At 43.1% G+C, this 16,598-nt stretch carries 18 protein-coding genes; 11 read left to right on the forward strand and 7 right to left on the reverse strand.

Annotated features, from left to right (window positions below; genetic code table 11):
* Positions 1-137: 137 nt before the first annotated feature.
* A complete protein-coding gene (gene pta, locus NSU00_RS15120; protein ID WP_100228779.1) occupies positions 138-1,139 on the reverse strand; it encodes a phosphate acetyltransferase in 1,002 nt (333 codons plus the stop codon).
* Positions 1,140-1,279: 140 nt separating this feature from the next.
* On the opposite strand from pta, the gene hemQ reads away from it, so the two are divergent.
* Together hemQ and gerQ are read left to right on the forward strand one after the other, a co-directional pair.
* Positions 1,280-2,035 carry a hydrogen peroxide-dependent heme synthase gene (gene hemQ / locus NSU00_RS15125; protein WP_013860784.1) on the forward strand — a complete coding sequence of 252 codons (756 nt, stop codon included), beginning with the start codon at positions 1,280-1,282 and terminating at the stop codon, positions 2,033-2,035.
* Between the two features lie 160 nt (positions 2,036-2,195).
* A complete protein-coding gene (gerQ, locus tag NSU00_RS15130; RefSeq protein WP_340703107.1) occupies positions 2,196-2,645 on the forward strand; it encodes a spore coat protein GerQ in 450 nt (149 codons plus the stop codon).
* Positions 2,646-2,684: 39 nt separating this feature from the next.
* Here gerQ and NSU00_RS15135 read toward each other — a convergent pair whose 3' ends face one another.
* The 3 genes from NSU00_RS15135 to NSU00_RS15145 all read right to left on the reverse strand — a co-directional run bounded on the left by NSU00_RS15135 (position 2,685) and on the right by NSU00_RS15145 (position 4,602).
* Entirely contained in the window at positions 2,685-3,056 is a 372-nt protein-coding gene (locus tag NSU00_RS15135) for a DUF423 domain-containing protein (protein WP_029143102.1), read from the reverse strand.
* Between the two features lie 163 nt (positions 3,057-3,219).
* Positions 3,220-3,465 carry a YwdI family protein gene (locus tag NSU00_RS15140; RefSeq protein ID WP_017550345.1) on the reverse strand — a complete coding sequence of 82 codons (246 nt, stop codon included), beginning with the start codon at positions 3,463-3,465 and terminating at the stop codon, positions 3,220-3,222.
* 450 nt (positions 3,466-3,915) lie between these two features.
* Entirely contained in the window at positions 3,916-4,602 is a 687-nt protein-coding gene (locus tag NSU00_RS15145; RefSeq protein ID WP_061566649.1) for a uracil-DNA glycosylase, read from the reverse strand.
* A gap of 149 nt (positions 4,603-4,751) precedes the next feature.
* Here NSU00_RS15145 and NSU00_RS15150 point away from each other — a divergent pair, with 149 nt between their 5' ends.
* Positions 4,752-5,099 (forward strand): general stress protein, encoded by a 348-nt coding sequence (locus NSU00_RS15150; protein ID WP_237348700.1) that lies wholly within the window; start codon positions 4,752-4,754, stop codon positions 5,097-5,099.
* A 124-nt stretch (positions 5,100-5,223) separates the two neighbouring features.
* Here NSU00_RS15150 and NSU00_RS15155 read toward each other — a convergent pair whose 3' ends face one another.
* Positions 5,224-5,496, reverse strand: coding sequence for a helix-turn-helix domain-containing protein (locus NSU00_RS15155; RefSeq protein WP_017550349.1), 273 nt, complete (start codon positions 5,494-5,496; stop codon positions 5,224-5,226).
* Positions 5,497-5,972: 476 nt separating this feature from the next.
* Here NSU00_RS15155 and NSU00_RS15160 point away from each other — a divergent pair, with 476 nt between their 5' ends.
* The 8 genes from NSU00_RS15160 (at position 5,973) to bshB2 (ending at position 13,294) form a co-directional block, all read left to right on the forward strand.
* Positions 5,973-7,277: an IS1380 family transposase gene (locus NSU00_RS15160; protein ID WP_340702980.1), complete on the forward strand. Its 1,305-nt coding sequence runs from the start codon at positions 5,973-5,975 to the stop codon at positions 7,275-7,277.
* A 305-nt stretch (positions 7,278-7,582) separates the two neighbouring features.
* On the forward strand, positions 7,583-7,810 hold the full coding sequence (locus NSU00_RS15165; protein ID WP_017550351.1) for an uberolysin/carnocyclin family circular bacteriocin: 228 nt from the start codon (positions 7,583-7,585) through the stop codon (positions 7,808-7,810).
* Positions 7,811-7,884: 74 nt separating this feature from the next.
* Entirely contained in the window at positions 7,885-9,534 is a 1,650-nt protein-coding gene (locus NSU00_RS15170) for a hypothetical protein (protein WP_340703872.1), read from the forward strand.
* A 20-nt stretch (positions 9,535-9,554) separates the two neighbouring features.
* A complete protein-coding gene (locus NSU00_RS15175; RefSeq protein WP_017550353.1) occupies positions 9,555-10,073 on the forward strand; it encodes a stage II sporulation protein M in 519 nt (172 codons plus the stop codon).
* 17 nt (positions 10,074-10,090) lie between these two features.
* Complete coding sequence (locus tag NSU00_RS15180) at positions 10,091-10,756, forward strand: ATP-binding cassette domain-containing protein (protein WP_013860792.1); 666 nt, start codon at positions 10,091-10,093, stop codon at positions 10,754-10,756.
* Between the two features lie 555 nt (positions 10,757-11,311).
* Positions 11,312-12,130 carry a pyridoxine/pyridoxal/pyridoxamine kinase gene (gene pdxK / locus NSU00_RS15185; RefSeq protein WP_017550998.1) on the forward strand — a complete coding sequence of 273 codons (819 nt, stop codon included), beginning with the start codon at positions 11,312-11,314 and terminating at the stop codon, positions 12,128-12,130.
* Between the two features lie 119 nt (positions 12,131-12,249).
* On the forward strand, positions 12,250-12,597 hold the full coding sequence (locus NSU00_RS15190; RefSeq protein ID WP_013860797.1) for a YojF family protein: 348 nt from the start codon (positions 12,250-12,252) through the stop codon (positions 12,595-12,597).
* Between the two features lie 13 nt (positions 12,598-12,610).
* Positions 12,611-13,294 (forward strand): bacillithiol biosynthesis deacetylase BshB2, encoded by a 684-nt coding sequence (gene bshB2 / locus NSU00_RS15195; protein ID WP_340703873.1) that lies wholly within the window; start codon positions 12,611-12,613, stop codon positions 13,292-13,294.
* A gap of 118 nt (positions 13,295-13,412) precedes the next feature.
* Here the strand turns inward: bshB2 and NSU00_RS15200 are convergent, their stop codons facing one another.
* Both NSU00_RS15200 and recQ read right to left on the reverse strand, forming a co-directional pair.
* Positions 13,413-14,279, reverse strand: a complete 867-nt coding sequence (locus NSU00_RS15200; RefSeq protein ID WP_017550996.1) for a Cof-type HAD-IIB family hydrolase — start codon at positions 14,277-14,279, stop codon at positions 13,413-13,415.
* Positions 14,272-16,458, reverse strand: a complete 2,187-nt coding sequence (gene recQ, locus NSU00_RS15205; protein WP_017550995.1) for a DNA helicase RecQ — start codon at positions 16,456-16,458, stop codon at positions 14,272-14,274. The genes NSU00_RS15200 and recQ overlap by 8 nt, the downstream gene beginning before the upstream one ends.
* Positions 16,459-16,598 lie beyond the last annotated feature (140 nt).

Genomic DNA, 16,598 nt, shown 5'->3' on the forward strand with positions numbered 1-16,598 from the left:
ATTTCATTTTGTTAAAAAAATCACAATGCTGCCGGACGCGGACATTGCCGGCAATTTGCCTGCCGGGCTGCTCCCAAGGATCAACCCGCTCTCCTCCAAACTTTGTCCACCCAACAGCCGGAAGCCTGGCAACTCCCTTACAAACTTTGTGCCGCGGAAATCAAAGCCAAATGATAAACATCTTCCGCATTGCAGCCGCGCGACAAATCATTGACAGGCGCATTCAGCCCTTGCAAAATCGGGCCAACTGCCTCAAAACCGCCAAGACGCTGGGCCATTTTATAACCGATATTCCCCGCATCCAGATTTGGAAAAATAAACACGGTTGCATTGCCCTGAATCACGGAATCCGGCGCTTTCTTTTGTGCAACAGCCGGCACATACGCAGCATCAAACTGCATCTCGCCGTCCACCACAAGCTCCGGATCGCGTTCTTTTGCCAACCGGACAGCCTGCGCCACTTTCTCCGTCTCATCGGAATGGGCGGAGCCTTTTGTTGAAAAGCTCAGCATCGCAATCCTTGGTTCAATATCAAATGTCCGGGCAGTTTTTGCGCTCTCCGCGGCTGTTTCCGCCAAATCCTGGCTGTCCGGTGAAATATTGATTGCACAATCTGCGAAAACAAATTTCTCTTCGCCCCTCACCATAATGAAGACGCCGGAAACTTTTTTCACGCCCTGCTTTGTTTTAATGATCTGCAATGCCGGCCGGACTGTATCAGCCGTCGAATGGATGGCACCGCTTACCAGACCGTCCGCCTTTTTCAAATAGACGAGCATGGTGCCGAAATAATTGACGTCTTTTAATATTTGGCGCGCATCTTCCTCCGTCGCCTTGCCTTTTCTCCGTTCCACAAAAGCCTGCACCATTTCTTCAAAACCGGCATAGTCTTCCGGGTCATACACTGCAACGCCCTCGACGGAAACACCGATGTCCCGTGCTTTTGCCTGGATTTCGTCCTTGTTCCCGATTAAAACCGGCCGGATCACTTCATCGGATGCAAACCGTGAGACAGCTGTTAAAACTCTTTCATCCGAACTTTCCGGGAAAACAATCGTTTTGTTGTGCCCCCGCACTTTTTCTTTTATCCCGTCAAAAAATGTACTCACGCTCAACACTCCTCGTATAACGGTATCCATTTTAAGGATAATCCATTTTTCCGGAAAATCAAAGGCAAAAGAAGGCTTCTTTTAGACAATTTCGCGGCAGCCGTAATATTTTTTCCCTCTTCTAACCTGTGTTATAGTAAGGGAAGAGAAAAACATTTGGAGGGAAAAAAATGAGCGAAGCAGCAGAAACACTGGATGGCTGGTACTCACTGCATGATTTCCGTTCTCTCGACTGGGCGGGCTGGAAGGCGCTGCCTGCGGAAGAAAGGGATGCGGCTGTGAAAGAATTCCGGCAATTTCTTCAGCAACTGGATGCCATCCAAAGCAAACACGAAGGGGCTTATGCTTTATACACCATCACCGGCCAGAAAGCCGACTTTGTTTTATGGACGATGCGGCCGGCCCTGGAAGACCTCGAAGAAATTGAAACAGCCTTAAATAAATTAAGGATTGCTGATTTTACAATTCCGGCATATTCGTACATCGGTGTAAATGAACTGAGCAACTATGTGCGCGGCGGGAAAGCGGACGAGTCTGCATATGAAAATCCACGTGTCCGGGAGCGTCTCTACCCGGCATTGCCGAAATCTAAATACTTCTGCTTCTACCCGATGGATAAACGGCGCGAAGGCAATGACAACTGGTACATGCTGCCAATGGAAGAACGAAAGACGTTAATGAAAAGCCACGGATTGATCGGGCGCAAATATGCCGGCAAGGTAAAACAATATATTCTCGGTTCCACCGGGCTTGACGACTACGAATGGGGTGTGGCTTTATTATCCGATGATGCCCTGCAGTTCAAAAAAATCGTCTATGAAATGCGGTTTGACGAAGCAAGCGCAAGGTATGGGGAATTCGGCCCGTTTTATGTTGGCAGCCTGCTTGACGAAGAAAGGTTAACCTCCTATTTGCATATTGGTTAAAAGAAATCCTTCCAGCCTGCTGGAAGGATTTTTTAACGAAAGATCTTAAGCATAACCCGTTTCCGGCCGGCATACACATGAATGTAGTGAATGCCCTTGTTTTTTATGCATTTTACAAAAACCAGGGCAGACCGATATGCAAAATGGAGGGGGAAATCAGTTGGAAAACGGCAATTACACACCGCCCGTATACGGATATCCTTATTATTACCGGCAGTCCGCACAGCCTTATTACGGGGGATATTATCCGCAGTACCAGGTTCCCGGGGGGCAGCAAGCGCAGGCGCCATCACAGAACCTGCCCGGCCAGCTTCCGCTTGAACAATCGTATATTGAAAATATTTTGCGGCTGAATAAAGGAAAGCTGGTCACGCTGTACGCCACGTTTGAAAACAACCGGGAATGGAATGCTAAAGTGTTCAATGGCATTATTGAAGCTGCCGGACGGGACCATGTCATTCTCAGTGACCCGCAAACCGGGCAGCGTTATTTAATCCCGATGGTCTATGTTGATTATGTTGTCTTCTCTGAAGAAATTGAATATGAATACCCATATGGCAGCACAACGCAGGCCGGTCAGCCGCTGGCAACCTATCCGCCACGGGGATAAGCGAAAGAAAAAACAGCTCCGAAACCGGGCTGTTTTTTCTTACATCCACTTTACCGCCGCTATGCCGAGCAGTATCCAGGAAGCAAGGAACGCGACGCCTCCGATTGGCGTAATCGCACCAAGCACACTGATTTTCGTTAAGCTTAAAACATAAAGGCTGCCGGAGAAAAGGACGATGCCAATCAGCATCAACCATCCTGACCAGCTGAGCAGTGCGGATGATTTGAGGGTGCCGGAAAGAATGCCGATCGCAATCAATCCGAGCGCATGGTACATTTCATAACGGACGCCGGTCTCCCAAATATCCAGATACTTCTGATCCATGATCCCTTTCAACCCGTGGGCCCCGAAAGCCCCGAGCGCAACAGATATACATGCGTTAATTGCTCCGAGAAAAACAAAAATATTCATGCGATGCACTCCCGTTTTTTAATATGAAACGCTGCCAACGTAAATGTTCACCATACAAAGCTGGATGCCAATAGGAAGCTATGATGGCAGTGCAAACCGTATAAGAAGCTGCAGAGGAAAACAGGGACTCCCGCTTGGCTGGCGTTGTTTCAATTGTTTGCGATTAAAAGTCAAAAATAGAGTCCCCGTTTGCACCATCTTCCGTTTTCAACGGCTCCGGATTAAGCACCGGTTTCGGCACAGAAGGACCGGCAGGCAATGGCTGTTCAGGCTGGCTTTCCAATAAAACTTCGCACAAAGCTTTTACCGCATAGATATGCTCCCTGAGTTGTTCCGCCGGCATTGCCTGTTTTGCCTTTGCCAATTCCTGCTCCATTTTTTCCAAAAGCATTTCCGTTGTAATGGCCATATCCGCACCTCTGTTCAATTTCTATATAAAATAAATGAAATCTGTTGCCTACTGCAAAAAAGTATGAGCAATGAATATAAGTTTTTCCCCCAAGCCCGCGTTCCATTTGCACGATGACATTTTTTCCGAAGGCAACAGAACTGCGATATTTTATTCATTTTATATAGCCTGAAAATTTGTTTTCATCCCGCTGCTGTGATGCGTTCCCTGTAGCATAGGCGTCCAACCTGAAATTTGTAATCGCTAGGTTCATGACTTCCGATCGCATCATGGCTGCAGGGTGCCGGTCCTGACAATGTTTCCTTCCTTTGCTGGCCCGCATTTGTCGTTTGCTTACATTTATTTTAACAGAGGCCGTCTGTCCGAACAATGCGGAACGCTGTCATACTTTGCAAAAAAGCCGCCACGTTTCACGTGGAACATTGTCGGATTTCCTCGATGGAATGCGTTTTAAAGCTTTTCCTGTTCCGGCAGCTGCCAGTCGATCTCTTTTTCTCCCAACTTGCGCAAAATATTGTTGGTTTTTGAAAACGGGCGGCTCCCGAAAAAACCGCGATGGGCGGATAACGGGCTTGGGTGGGCAGCAGTTAAAACGAAATGTTTGTTGGTGTCGATCAGTGCTTTTTTGCTCTGTGCAGGCCTCCCCCATAACAGAAAAATGACAGGTGTTTCTTTCGCATTGATTTTCCGGATCACTTCGTCTGTAAAAATCTCCCATCCCATTCCCTGATGCGAATGGGCCTGCCCCTCCCTGACAGTCAACACGGTGTTTAACAGCATCACGCCCTGCTTTGCCCAGCTAACCAGGCACCCGTGCTGCGGAATCCTGCACCCAAGGTCGTCATGCAGCTCTTTGAAAATATTCCGGAGCGAAGGGGGAATCTCCACCCCCGGCTTTACTGAAAAACTGAGCCCGTGCGCCTGGCCCGGTCCGTGGTAAGGGTCCTGGCCAAGCAGGACAACCTTAATATCCCGGTAAGCCGTATAATGGAAAGCATTAAAGATATCGTACATATCAGGATGAATCCGCTTTGATGCATATTCCTTTTTGAGGAACTCCCTCAATTTTAAATAATATGCTTTTTGGAATTCCTCCTTTAAAAGCGGGCCCCAGTCATTTTTAAAGATGTCTTTCATTCCGTTTACAGCCCCTTTCTATCATCTAATTTAATTTTACCAGTTTCCCTGTCCGGCGGCTGTAAAACTTTTCTTTGTTTAAGGACGGCAGGAAGCGGTTATATAAATGTCAAAAGAAGCACCACCATTTTTCGGAAGGAGGAAGACAGATGCATAAAATAGAAGTTGTCGAAAACGGGCTCGAAGCGACAAATAAGATAACCGAGTTTGAAAATGAAGGATTTTCGAAAGATAATATTTATATTTTCTCGCATGACAAAAACCGGTCAAAAGATTTAACCGATGCAACGGAAACCGGATCGGTCGGCATGGAAGAACAAGGGGTCGTTGATTCGGTCGGCAATCTGTTAAGGGAGCGGGGAGATGAGCTGCGTTCGAAAATGCAGGCGCTCGGGCTGTCGGAAATGGAAGCCGTTCAGTATGAAAAGTTACTCGATGAAGGGCGCGTTGTCGTCATTGCCACGGATAACCAGGAAGAGCCTGAACACCTGCTATAAAACCGGACCGGGCCGGCGTTCCTTAAGCCGGCTTTTTTCTGCTTTTATTAGGTTAAATGGCTCATATTCAGCCATCCTGGGACGTGTCTTTAAACCAGGCCAATTAAACTAACAGTTGCAAAAATTATAAAAACAGATCACTTAAGAGAGACAAAAAACTGTCAGCTGATAATTCTAGTCTGCTCAATATGTAAAAAAAGGTAAACAGACTGGGTAGTACTTGACCTTTTTCAATCCGATGAACCGTTTTTTCGGATAATATGTTGCCTGCAAGATCCTTTTGTGTCAAACCCTTTTCTAATCTGGCAGTTTTTACTGCTACCCCTACATTTTCGGCATTTATGATTTTTTGTAAAAACATTTCCTCTGATTGAAATTGTTTGTCTTGATATACCATCAGCTCCCACCCCATATGATTTGAGTATTCTATTTTTGATTTACAAGTTTTGATTTACAAGCTTATCATTTCAAATTAAAAAAACGAACAATTAAAAATTCAAATCAATCACAAAATCTTTCGATACTTTTTATTTTAATAAATTACTGACTGTTGTCAACGAAAAATTTTTCGGCATCACTAAAGATATATGCTGAAATCTATCAGACACTTTTTCCAAAAGCTTTACTTCATCACCCATCCTTCTGTTTTCAGGTATAACTGGACACATGTGTCTATTGTCAACAAACACACATTTTAATAACATACACTTGAACAAATTGATAATTTCCAAGCAATAAATGATATAAATGTGCATAACATTTATCCTGAATTACGAGAGTAAAGCAGAAGCTTAAAATAAAAAGGTGCCCCGAATCTCTGGTATAATTGGGTTTGTATAGAACTACCAAACCAGAAAGGAGGGCACCTTTAAGGTGAATTATATCACTTCTGTCTCGAAAATCAAATATGCGTTTCGTTTAAAGAAGAGTACGAATTTTAGCGGGCTGCTCCCGATTTTGCAGTTTCTGGAAAGAATGAAGATTGAACAGACCTTCCGGGATTTTGACTGCTTGAAAAAATACAATGCCAAATATCCTTTAAGCAAAATCTTTATATACCTGGTGATTGGCTGGCTGTCCAATTGTTCCCGGCTATCTCATTTCCGGACTTTGCAGGATGATCCTTTAATCTTGGCATTTATGGGCGAGAAATGCCCGCACTATACCCTTTTAAATAAAGACCTGCTAAGGCTGGAAAAGTTGGAGGGCGCTGATCTTGAATTCAAAGAACGCATGATGGATTTGATTGAACCCTGGCTTGACAAGGAGCTCATTCTGGATTTTGATTCAACCGTGGAAACCGTCTATGGGGGCCAGGAAAAAGCAGGGGTCGGAGTAAATCCCTACAAGCCGGGAAGAAAAAGTTATCACCCTCTTCTTGTATTTGAAGGGAAATCCCGTCTTTGTTTAAACGCCAGGCTGAGGGAGGGAAATTCCCATTCTTCTCAAGGGGTACTCGGTTTTGCAGAAGAGACCTATCAGCTGCTTTCTCCCCATTACCCTATTCGTTATGCCCGTTTTGACAAAGGATTTGGTGGAGAAGATTTCTACAGTTACTGGGAAAACGGTGGGATTGGCTATACCGGCAAACTGAGGTGGACTTCGAGACTTAAAAAAAGGGTTGAAAACGATGATTCACCGTGGATCCGCTATGTTGACGACGAATTGACCGTGATAGAGGGAAAAGCCGTTGATTACCAGGCAAGTTCCTGGAAGAAGCCAAGAAGAGTTGCGGTAATTCGTAAAGCTGACAAATATGAGGACAGTCAGCTTCAAGCTTGTGATTTTTTATGGAAGTATGAAGCGATTGTGACGAACATGGACTGGGAACCCATTGATATTTGGAGATTCTATAATCAAAGGGCTTGCATGGAAAACTACATCAAAGAGTCAAAATATGGATTCTCGATGGGCAAGATTTCAACGCATTCATTTGACGCCAACCAAATGGATCTGCTGATTAAACTGCTGGCATACAATTTATTCGAGATCTTTAAAAAAGAACACTGTCCGCCAGCGTATCGCTCTTATACGATCAGGCGATTCCGGAGGGAATTCATCTACGCGGCTGGCGTGCTGGTCTATCACAGCCGAAGTGTCATTTTAAATATTTGTGAAACATACGCCCATAAAAAGGCATTCCGGCAAATGATTCAAAGTGTACGGCTGATTGACTGAGTGTGAAGGCTGAAACAGAATACTGGAAATTGAAACGCCCGCAAATGTGGGGAGGGGGCAACTGTGGCCTTAATAACCCAAAAATAGGCAGTTGTGATTCCATTTTTGATAATATTATCCATTTATTTTCCATATTATTCCAATTACCTGCATCAATCTAGTAAAGTTTTGCACTTTCTTAATTTGGGTTTATATAAAAGTTATTAAAATAGGCCCTTCGGGTTAAATTAAAATAATAAAAATATTAAATTTTAAAAATGTAACTAATCCCGAGGGTCTACTTTTAAAAGGGAGGTGAATATAATATGGGATTATTCCACGTTGCATCTAAGTTTCATGTTTCTGCAGGAATAGCATCTGGTGTTGTTACAGCTGTATTGCATGCTGGTACTATAGCATCTATAATAGGAGCCGTCACAGTAGTTATGTCAGGTGGCGTTGATGCAATCCTCGATATGGGATGGACAGCGTTTATTGCAGAAGTAAAACATTTAGCTAAGGAATATGGCAAAAAAAGAGCTATTGCTTGGTAAAAACTGGAACAGCCAGGATCTACAGTCCTGGCTGTTAAAAAACATTTATTGATTTTTATTGTGGAGTGATGTTTATGGGGATTTTTAGGCTTGTTATGCTATATATCATAAATACATACTCAACCCGAGGTTTTTTAATAAAAAAGGTACTGAAAATAAAGAGCACTAAAAAATACATTCTATTGAGTTTTTTGTTTGAAGTCTTTATATCTGTATTTTTAATTTCTATTTTTAACAGGATCTTTTTACCGGACCATAAAAATATTCTTATTGGAGTGGCTCTGATTCTGACTGTTGGCGACCAAGTGAAAGCTGTTATGACAACAAGAAAAATGTTAGATGAAAGGTACTTGGTCTATCATTTTAGCAGGTATCTCGGGAAGAATAACAATTTAATGAAAAAGGTTATACTGCTCGACTGGATGGTTAGCATGGTGCAAAGTTTAACCAAAATCGTGCCGTTTGGGGTGTTTTTTTATTTACACAGGATGGGAACGAAGTACATATTGATTGTGATTTTGTTCGAACTGCTCCTGTTTTGTATTCATTTACTTGGAAAATCGTTATCTTATCATAAAGGTTTCCGTATTGTACTAAACCTGACAACAAAAGCTTTGTTATGCTGCTTCGTTTATACCGTTGCTTCCATCTTCATGCAAATCATTTATGAATCAAGACGTAACATATCTACTTATGGATATAAATTAAAAGCCATCACAAATTTAAATAATCAAGCAAAAGAAATACTTCTAAGCTCAAATTTGTTTATCATTTTTAAAAATGCAGCCTTGTTTGTTAGCCATATGCATATTCTCACGGCTACTTTAACCGTGGTATTGCTATTCATCATTAGTATTATCATTTTTGCTTTCTCAAAAGATACGAAGGAAGTTTATTATCAAACGCCCTTCTTTGGTTTTTTATATAAAACATTGAATAAGGAGCACTATTATACCTATGCTGACTACTATTCTTTAAAAGCAAACTCAAAAGAATTACTGAACAATCCTTTTGACCTGTTTATCACGGGAGAACTTTCTGTCAGTACAGGAATTTCATTGGCCTCGGCACCTTATATTCATAATATCATCGTTACCCTTATTTTTATGTTTTTTCAGCTCCACATCATTCTGAAGGGAGCGATAAGCACTACAAGCTTTATCTACAAAAAAATTTTTAAGTTTGAACAAGAATGCTCGATGATGGAAATTTTTAAAATATATGAGATTAAAAAAAGTGATATTTTATATTCAAAATATGAATTATTAAAAAGAACAATCAATGTATATTTATTTTGCCATTTGCTTTTGTTCCTTATCGCAACTATGTGTATTTCATTTCAACAAAGCCTGTCTTTTTTAATTTTAATTCCATTTTTTTATGCGATGAAAAACGAATATGTTTTATACTCGCTTAGAACCAATTATGATGTTTTTGTTTTATTGCTCGGCAAAAGTAATCCTCCTAAAATTGACAGGCTGAATGAATTTGACGGATTTTCGTTAATTGCTACAGCGAATAATGTATTATCGAAGCTTATAACCCAATTTACAATATTAGGATTGATCATAATAGCGATGTTCAAATTTATCTCGGGGATTTATTGGCTCTGCCCCTTCTTGGCTATCGCCTTTACTCTTTTTGGACAAGTAGTTTACAGCAACAAGGATTACAAAAAATCAAACAGTCCTGTCAATAGGTTTATTAAAACAAAAAATAACTAAACACGGGGATTTAAGAATTTATGAAAAATATAATTACCACATATAAAAAATACTTTTTTGTTTCTTTAGCCGTTTATTGTATTAGTTTTATAACCGGAGCATTCTTATCAAAATTTTTAAGTTTCAAGTATACCGAAAATGAGCAAAGATTTGTTGACCTGTTTCTTCATAATTATACATTGGGGCTTAAAATCATGGTATTAGGTTGGATTAGTTTGGGTGTAATTAGTATAATATATTTGGGGTATAATGGGGTTTTTTTAGGTGCTTTCTCATTTGCAATTATAAGAAACCATGGGCTCAAACCTGTATTAACCGGAATAATCCCACATGGGATTATAGAAGTAATTGCATTTTTGCTTTTTGCAACAATTGGCTTTGAAAGCCTGCGTTGCATTAACATTTTAAAATTGAATTCTAAAAGTGAACAAGAGTTAAGATATAAAGTTGAAATTATAAAGTTAGTATCGATTTTTCTTTTCGCAACCATTTTATTGGTAATTGCTGCATGGATTGAAGCGGACATATCACATGTATGAACGGAAGTGAAATAGATATGGAAAGGATATCAATAAAGCATTTAACTTATGGTTATGAAAATCAACCCAGGTTATTTAATAACGTAAATATCGAGATAGATCAAAACAGTATTGTAAGATTATATGGAAAAAACGGTTCAGGAAAGACTACTTTGCTGAAAATCATTGCAAATATTATAGACGATCCTCATCTGTCTTATGAGTTGCGGTTTTTTGGTGAAAAGCTAAGTTTTGCAGACATTCGCAAGCGTAGAGTATTTGTTGGAGACTCTCCTGTATTTTATGAAGAATTAACAATGGAACAAAATATTCAATTTTACAATTTGTTATTTCATTACGGCCCTGTATTCAGCAAACAAGTATATGAATACTGTAAAAAGTTTGATGTTGATGCCTATAAGAATGAGCAAGTGAAAAATTTGTCATTAGGGACCCGGCAAAAAATCTTTTTATCCATTAACTTATCGATCCCTTCAGAATTGGTCTTATTGGATGAGCCGTTTAATTCCTTGGACACTTCCAGTAGAAAAGTTTTATCTGACATCATCACACAAAGTAAGCAAAAAACGTTTGTTATTGTGTCACATGAAAAGGAAGCAAGCCTGTCTTTCACACATGAATTAAATAGCGAAAATTGGCAGTTAAAAAGTTTAAATAACACGGATGGGGGTGTGGGAGAATGAAATCCGCCATATTCACGCTGGTACTAATCGCCATTTTTGTTTTTGTCTATATTAAAAAAACGGGGATTTCAAATATATCTATTCCAAAGTTATTGTTTATACCGGCGATTTTTATCGCAGCCTATTTTATAGACAAAAAGTTGCAACAGAAATTACGAAAATAAGCATTCATACCAGCAATTTCCTGGGCCAGTTGCCAGATTAAACTTAACAAAATTTATCAAATGGGATTTGTAGCTATGAATATTTCAGGTAAAATACTGTTTTCACAAGACATGGTTCTTTATCATGGAATTCTTATTTTTCTCAAGTTAAAATATAGTACAGATGATTAAATAAATCAATATTTACTTTCTATTTTAAATATTACAATACCTTCTTTTGAAAGCCGGTCATTCTAAAGTTCGGTTCGCGGCCCTGCTGTGTGACTGGCAGATCATCCCCTGTTCATCAAGCATTCGGCCGCTTGATGCACGTCCCCGGGATTTGTATTTTTTATGGCAGTATTATATTCTAAAATAGTGTAAAGCTTATTTTAAAGGAGATGGGTGCGTGATGGGTTTAAAGAAAACTTTTACGCTGGCCGGTTCTGATTCGAGCGGCGGCGCGGGACTTCAGGCGGACTTGAAAACATTCCAGGAACTCGGGGTTTACGGCATGTCCGCGATTACTTCCATCGTTGCGATGGATCCTAAAAACGGATGGCATCATCATGTTTTCCCGATTGATGTCAACATTGTTGAACCGCAGCTTGAGACCATCCTTTCTGTCGGAATTGATGCCATGAAAACCGGTATGCTCGGTTCAGTGGATATTATTGAACTGGCCGCCCGTAAAATAGATGAATACCATCTCGACAAAGTGGTCATTGACCCGGTTATGGTATGCAAAGGCGAAGATGAAGTATTGCAGCCGGAAAATACGGATGCAATGCGCGAGCTTTTGCTGCCGCGGGCGACGATTACAACGCCGAACTTGTTTGAAGCCTGGCAGCTGGCACAAACCGGCCCGATTAAAACCGTTGAGGATATGAAAGCAGCAGCGGTCAAAATCCATGAACTGGGCGCGAAAAATGTTGTCATCAAAGGTGGCAGGGGGCTGGATACGGATCAGGCCATCGACTTGTTCTATGATGGGGAAGATTTTGAAATTCTCGAATCGAAAAAAATAAAAACAACATATAACCACGGTGCAGGCTGCACATTTGCCGCAGCCATCACGGCCGAACTGGCAAAGGGCAACACAGTGTCCGGCGCAGTGAAAGTGGCAAAAGAATTTGTCCATATGGCGATTGAACACGGCTTTAAGCTGAACGAATATGTCGGCCCTGTGATGCACGGAGCCTATACCCGTTTTTCGCATACCAACTCTTAAGCCAAACCGGGCCCTGCCGGAACTTTCCGCCGGGGACCCGGTTTTTAATTTTTCCTTAAAGCGCCGCCGGTTGGTATAATGGAAAGAAACAGGAGCGGACGGCCAAAAGGAGGAAAAAAATGGAACCGATACAAAAACAAACAGCCCAAAAATGGCTGGACGAACTTGCCGGAAAACCGGTGTATATCCATTTGGAAACAACCAATGGCGCCTATGCCTCCCATGTCAATGAGTCATTTTTCTCTGCAGGCGCCTATATCCGCAATGCGCAAGTATCCTATGAACACGGAAAAATTGTTGGGGACGGCCCGTACCGGATCGGCCTGAAAATGAAAATTGGCTGGATTTATGCAGAAGGCCTGACCCACTTTGAAAAAGATGAATTCGACCGCTTGCTTTTTGCCGGCCATGGTTATGACGGGAAGTTGGCTGTTGCCCTCGAATTGAGCATGACACCATTTGAGTGAGGAGATGAGAAAAATGGAAAAAAAGCGCCATGTTCTGGTGATTTTCCCGCATCCCGATGACGAGGCTTTCGGTGTATCCGGCACGATCGCAACCCATGTGAAAAACGGCACGCCGGTCACTTATGCCTGCCTGACGCTTGGGGAAATGGCGCGAAATCTCGGCTATCCCCCTTTTGCCACAAGAGAATCGCTGCCGCATATCCGGAAAAAAGAACTGCAAAAGGCGGCCGAGATTATGGGGATTCAGGATTTACGTATGATGGGGTTGCGCGATAAAACTGTAGAATTTGAAGACGATGAGAAGATGGTCAAAATGGTACTTGACCTCGTCCATGAGCTGAATCCGTCACTTGTCATTACCTTTTACCCGGGCTACTCTGTCCATCCTGACCACGAAGCAACCGGAAGAGCCGTTGTCCGCGCGCTCCGCCGAATTCCTGAAAACAAACGCCCGAAACTCCACTGCGTTGCTTTTTCCAAAAACCATGAAGCGGAGATCGGAAAGCCGGATGTCCGCAATGATGTGAGCGGCGCAGCCGAGCAAAAAATCGGCGCCATGAAAGCCCACCTTTCCCAGACCGGCTGGATGATGGCGGAACGGGAAGAAAAACTGAAGCAAAAGGACCCGGAAACCCTGGAATGGCTCCATTATGAATACTTCTGGACGTATGACTGGGAAAACGACCGGGTCCGGTAATGGTAAAAAGCGAGCCCGTAAAGGCGCCATGGGCTGAGTGGTGCAAGGGGCTCTGACGCCGTCATTGCAATATAATTGCCCCCCGGTTTACCAATATAAACGGGGGGGCAATTGTGTTCTAACACATTTCAAGCATTCTGTAAATCGCTTTTGCCACGCCGTCTTCATCATTTCTTTTCGTCCGGTAGCGGCAAATTTCCAATACTTCATTTTCGGCATTTCCCATCGCAAACGGGTAGCCCACCCTTTCGAGCATGGAAATATCATTTAAGTTGTCCCCGATGGCCATCGTTTTTTCCATCGAGAGCCCGTGTTTTTCCGTGTATTCCTTGAGCGCAATCCCTTTTTGCGCCGACACATGGTTGATTTCAATATTGCGGAATCCTGATGAAGTCACTTTAATATCTGGAAAGTCTTTTTCAAGATCCTTGCCGATTTTCCGCAGCCTTTGTTCTTCTTCATTAAAGGCCAGTATTTTGTAAAACAAAATGGACGGATCGTGAAAAATATCCTTTGTATCTCCAATATTATGGACGTATCTCCGGATGCCGCGCTGCTCAATATAATTTCGCACTTCTTCCACCGGCACTTCAGGGTTTGCGGAATGGAACAAATCGACCAGCATATCCATGTTTTCCTCGTAATCTTTCGTATAAGTGCCTTTATTTGTAAAAAATTCATAATAAATGCCGAGTTGGTCGAAAACATCAGCAACCCGGGAAGCTGTCAGGGGATCCAGCCCGCTTGTTTTGAGTAATTTTCCCTTTTCATCCCGCACTTCGGCCCCGTTCAGCCCGATTACCGTACAGTCAATGCCGACAGGATCGAGCACAAGCCGCGCTTCTTCATAAGAACGGCCAGTTGTCACGACAAAGTGAATCCCTTTTTTCTGTGCCAATTTAATCGCTTCGGCATTTGCCGGGCTGACTTCCTGCCTTGAGTTGAGCAAAGTTCCATCCATATCAGACGCGATACATTCAATCATGATGCCAATCCCCTCCAGAAATATATGATACTGTTTTTCCTTGGTCCGGATGATGCTTCCTTTCCTGTAAGAAAGCCCGGATCATAAAATAACTGACCTCATCCGGCAGCAATTCCTTTATCGGCGTAAGCCGCCCGGTACCTGCCCGGCTTGCGGCATCGGCGATTCGCTCCCGGTACCTTTCAGGAATAAAGCGGCTCCATTCTACCGGAAATCCCTCGTCTGAACATTTGATCACATGCGTTTCAATCGTTCTTTCCGACATGCCGCGGATTTCCGCAATTTCACGGATCGTTTTGCCTTCTTGTAACAGGCGGTATGTCACATGATGGCTTTTTTCTTTCCCGTCTTCACGCGCTTTTTTTGTATGCGGCAATGCTTTCGGCTGCGCTTGCGCTTGTATCCCTTCTTCTTCCATGTATGTCCGGATCACGTGCATAAACAGCTCGGCGTACTGTTCCGCCTTTCTTTCCCCAACCCCTTTCACCTGCAGGAAAGCCTCCCTGGTTACCGGCATCCTGGCACTCATTTCCCTCAGCGACTGGTCGGAAAAGACAATATAAGGCGGTATTTTTTCACGGTCAGCAATCTCTTTGCGAAGTGTGCGCAGTTTTTCAAATAAAAGGTTATCGGTTGCAATTTGCTGCGCCCTGACACTTTCTTTCCGGAAAACCTGTTTTTTTGAAAGCAGGACTTCCACTGCCTTTTTTGTCAGCATAAGCACCGGGTATGTACCGTCTTTGGCACGCAAAAAACCGTCAGCTGTCAGAAAATCAATCAGTTCAGCCACTTCTTTTTGCGTTTTGTCTTTCATAATGCCAAAAGTGGACAGCTTGTCAAAACCGAATTGCCTGATTTTCTGGTCGTTTGACCCGGCCAGCACTTTTGCAATCATGGTTTTGCCGAACCGTTCCTGCATCCTTTTGACACAGGAAAAAACCATTTGCGCTTCTTTTGTCACGTCTGTTTTTGCGCGGGTATCCAAGCAGTTGCCGCATTTGCCGCACGGCTGTGCCTCTTTTTCGCCGAAATAATGCAAAATGAACTGCTGAAAACAGCCTTCCGTATGGCAGTAGTCAATCATTTTTCGCAACTTGGCATACTCGCCCAGTTTTCTGTCTTCGTTGGCTGACTGCTCAATTAAAAAAGTTTGCGTATGGATATCCTGGGGAGCAAACAACAAAATACAGTCGCTTTCTTCCCCATCGCGCCCGGCCCGTCCTGCTTCCTGGTAATACGCCTCCATATTTTTCGGCATATGATAATGGATGACAAACCGCACATTGCTTTTGTCGATCCCCATCCCGAAAGCGGAGGTGGCGACCATCACGGAAACATCATCGTATAAAAACCGGTCCTGAAAGCTGCCGCGCTCCGCTTCTTTCATCCCTGCATGATATTTTCCCGCACGAATGCCATTTTTAACAAGAAAATGATAAATGCGTTCGGCCTCTTTTCTCGTTGCCGTGTAAATGATCCCGGACTGGTTTTTATTTTTCAGGATGTAGTCCAGCACAAAGGCATCGCGGTCCTGGCCTTTCACCACTTGGAAATGCAGGTTCTCACGGGCAAAACCTGTAGCCACTGTGTTTTCTTCCGGAATCATGAGCAGCTGGCAAATGTCTTTCTTTACCTGCGGCGTCGCTGTAGCGGTTAAAGCAAGCGTCACCGGTTTTGGCTTGAATTGTGAAATTAGTTTTTCGATTAAACGGTAGCTTGGGCGGAAGTCGTGGCCCCATTGTGAGATGCAATGCGCTTCATCGACAGCGATAAGGGAGACATTGATGTTTTCGAGAAGATGCAAAAAAGGAGGAAATTCGAGCCGTTCCGGTGCGAGATAAATTAATTTGTATGCGCCCTTTGATGCAGCCGCAAGCCGCTCATTGATTTCTGTCGGATCCAGGGAGCTGTTCACATATGTTGCCGGTATCCCCATGCCTGAAAGTGTATCCACCTGGTCTTTCATCAAGGAAATCAGCGGCGAAATGACAAGCGTGACCCCTGATAAAAGCATGGCCGGCACCTGGTAGCAAACCGACTTCCCCCCGCCGGTCGGCATCATGCCCAGTGTATCCTTGCCATCCATGATCCGGCTGATAATGGCTTCCTGCCCGCGGCGGAAATGATCATAGCCATAATATTGCTTTAAAACCTGTTTGGCTTTTTCCATTGCTGCCACAAGGCTCCCATCCTTTCCGCAAAATTTGCCTCTATTATAACAGATTTTGCCGGGGTGGTATACGGAGAAAACCACCCCGCAGTTCTGAAGAGTAAATTCATCAATTTTTAGATGTTTTATGATAAAATGACTTATCCACA

The sequence above is a fragment of the Weizmannia sp. FSL W8-0401 genome (genome assembly GCF_038009125.1).
Taxonomy (GTDB): domain Bacteria; phylum Bacillota; class Bacilli; order Bacillales; family Bacillaceae_C; genus Weizmannia; species Weizmannia coagulans.

Coding starts and splice junctions, on each gene's coding strand:
- pta (WP_100228779.1), bottom strand. CDS start 1,139: ATGGATACCGTTATACGAGGAGTGTTGAGCGTGAGTACATTTTTTGAC.
- NSU00_RS15175 (WP_017550353.1), top strand. CDS start 9,555: ATGAAAAATATAATTACCACATATAAAAAATACTTTTTTGTTTCTTTA.
- NSU00_RS15145 (WP_061566649.1), bottom strand. CDS start 4,602: ATGAAAGACATCTTTAAAAATGACTGGGGCCCGCTTTTAAAGGAGGAA.
- NSU00_RS15200 (WP_017550996.1), bottom strand. CDS start 14,279: ATGATTGAATGTATCGCGTCTGATATGGATGGAACTTTGCTCAACTCA.
- NSU00_RS15155 (WP_017550349.1), bottom strand. CDS start 5,496: ATGGTATATCAAGACAAACAATTTCAATCAGAGGAAATGTTTTTACAA.
- NSU00_RS15190 (WP_013860797.1), top strand. CDS start 12,250: ATGGAACCGATACAAAAACAAACAGCCCAAAAATGGCTGGACGAACTT.
- NSU00_RS15165 (WP_017550351.1), top strand. CDS start 7,583: ATGGGATTATTCCACGTTGCATCTAAGTTTCATGTTTCTGCAGGAATA.
- NSU00_RS15170 (WP_340703872.1), top strand. CDS start 7,885: ATGGGGATTTTTAGGCTTGTTATGCTATATATCATAAATACATACTCA.
- hemQ (WP_013860784.1), top strand. CDS start 1,280: ATGAGCGAAGCAGCAGAAACACTGGATGGCTGGTACTCACTGCATGAT.
- NSU00_RS15180 (WP_013860792.1), top strand. CDS start 10,091: ATGGAAAGGATATCAATAAAGCATTTAACTTATGGTTATGAAAATCAA.
- NSU00_RS15150 (WP_237348700.1), top strand. CDS start 4,752: ATGCATAAAATAGAAGTTGTCGAAAACGGGCTCGAAGCGACAAATAAG.
- bshB2 (WP_340703873.1), top strand. CDS start 12,611: ATGGAAAAAAAGCGCCATGTTCTGGTGATTTTCCCGCATCCCGATGAC.
- NSU00_RS15140 (WP_017550345.1), bottom strand. CDS start 3,465: ATGGCCATTACAACGGAAATGCTTTTGGAAAAAATGGAGCAGGAATTG.
- pdxK (WP_017550998.1), top strand. CDS start 11,312: ATGGGTTTAAAGAAAACTTTTACGCTGGCCGGTTCTGATTCGAGCGGC.
- NSU00_RS15135 (WP_029143102.1), bottom strand. CDS start 3,056: ATGAATATTTTTGTTTTTCTCGGAGCAATTAACGCATGTATATCTGTT.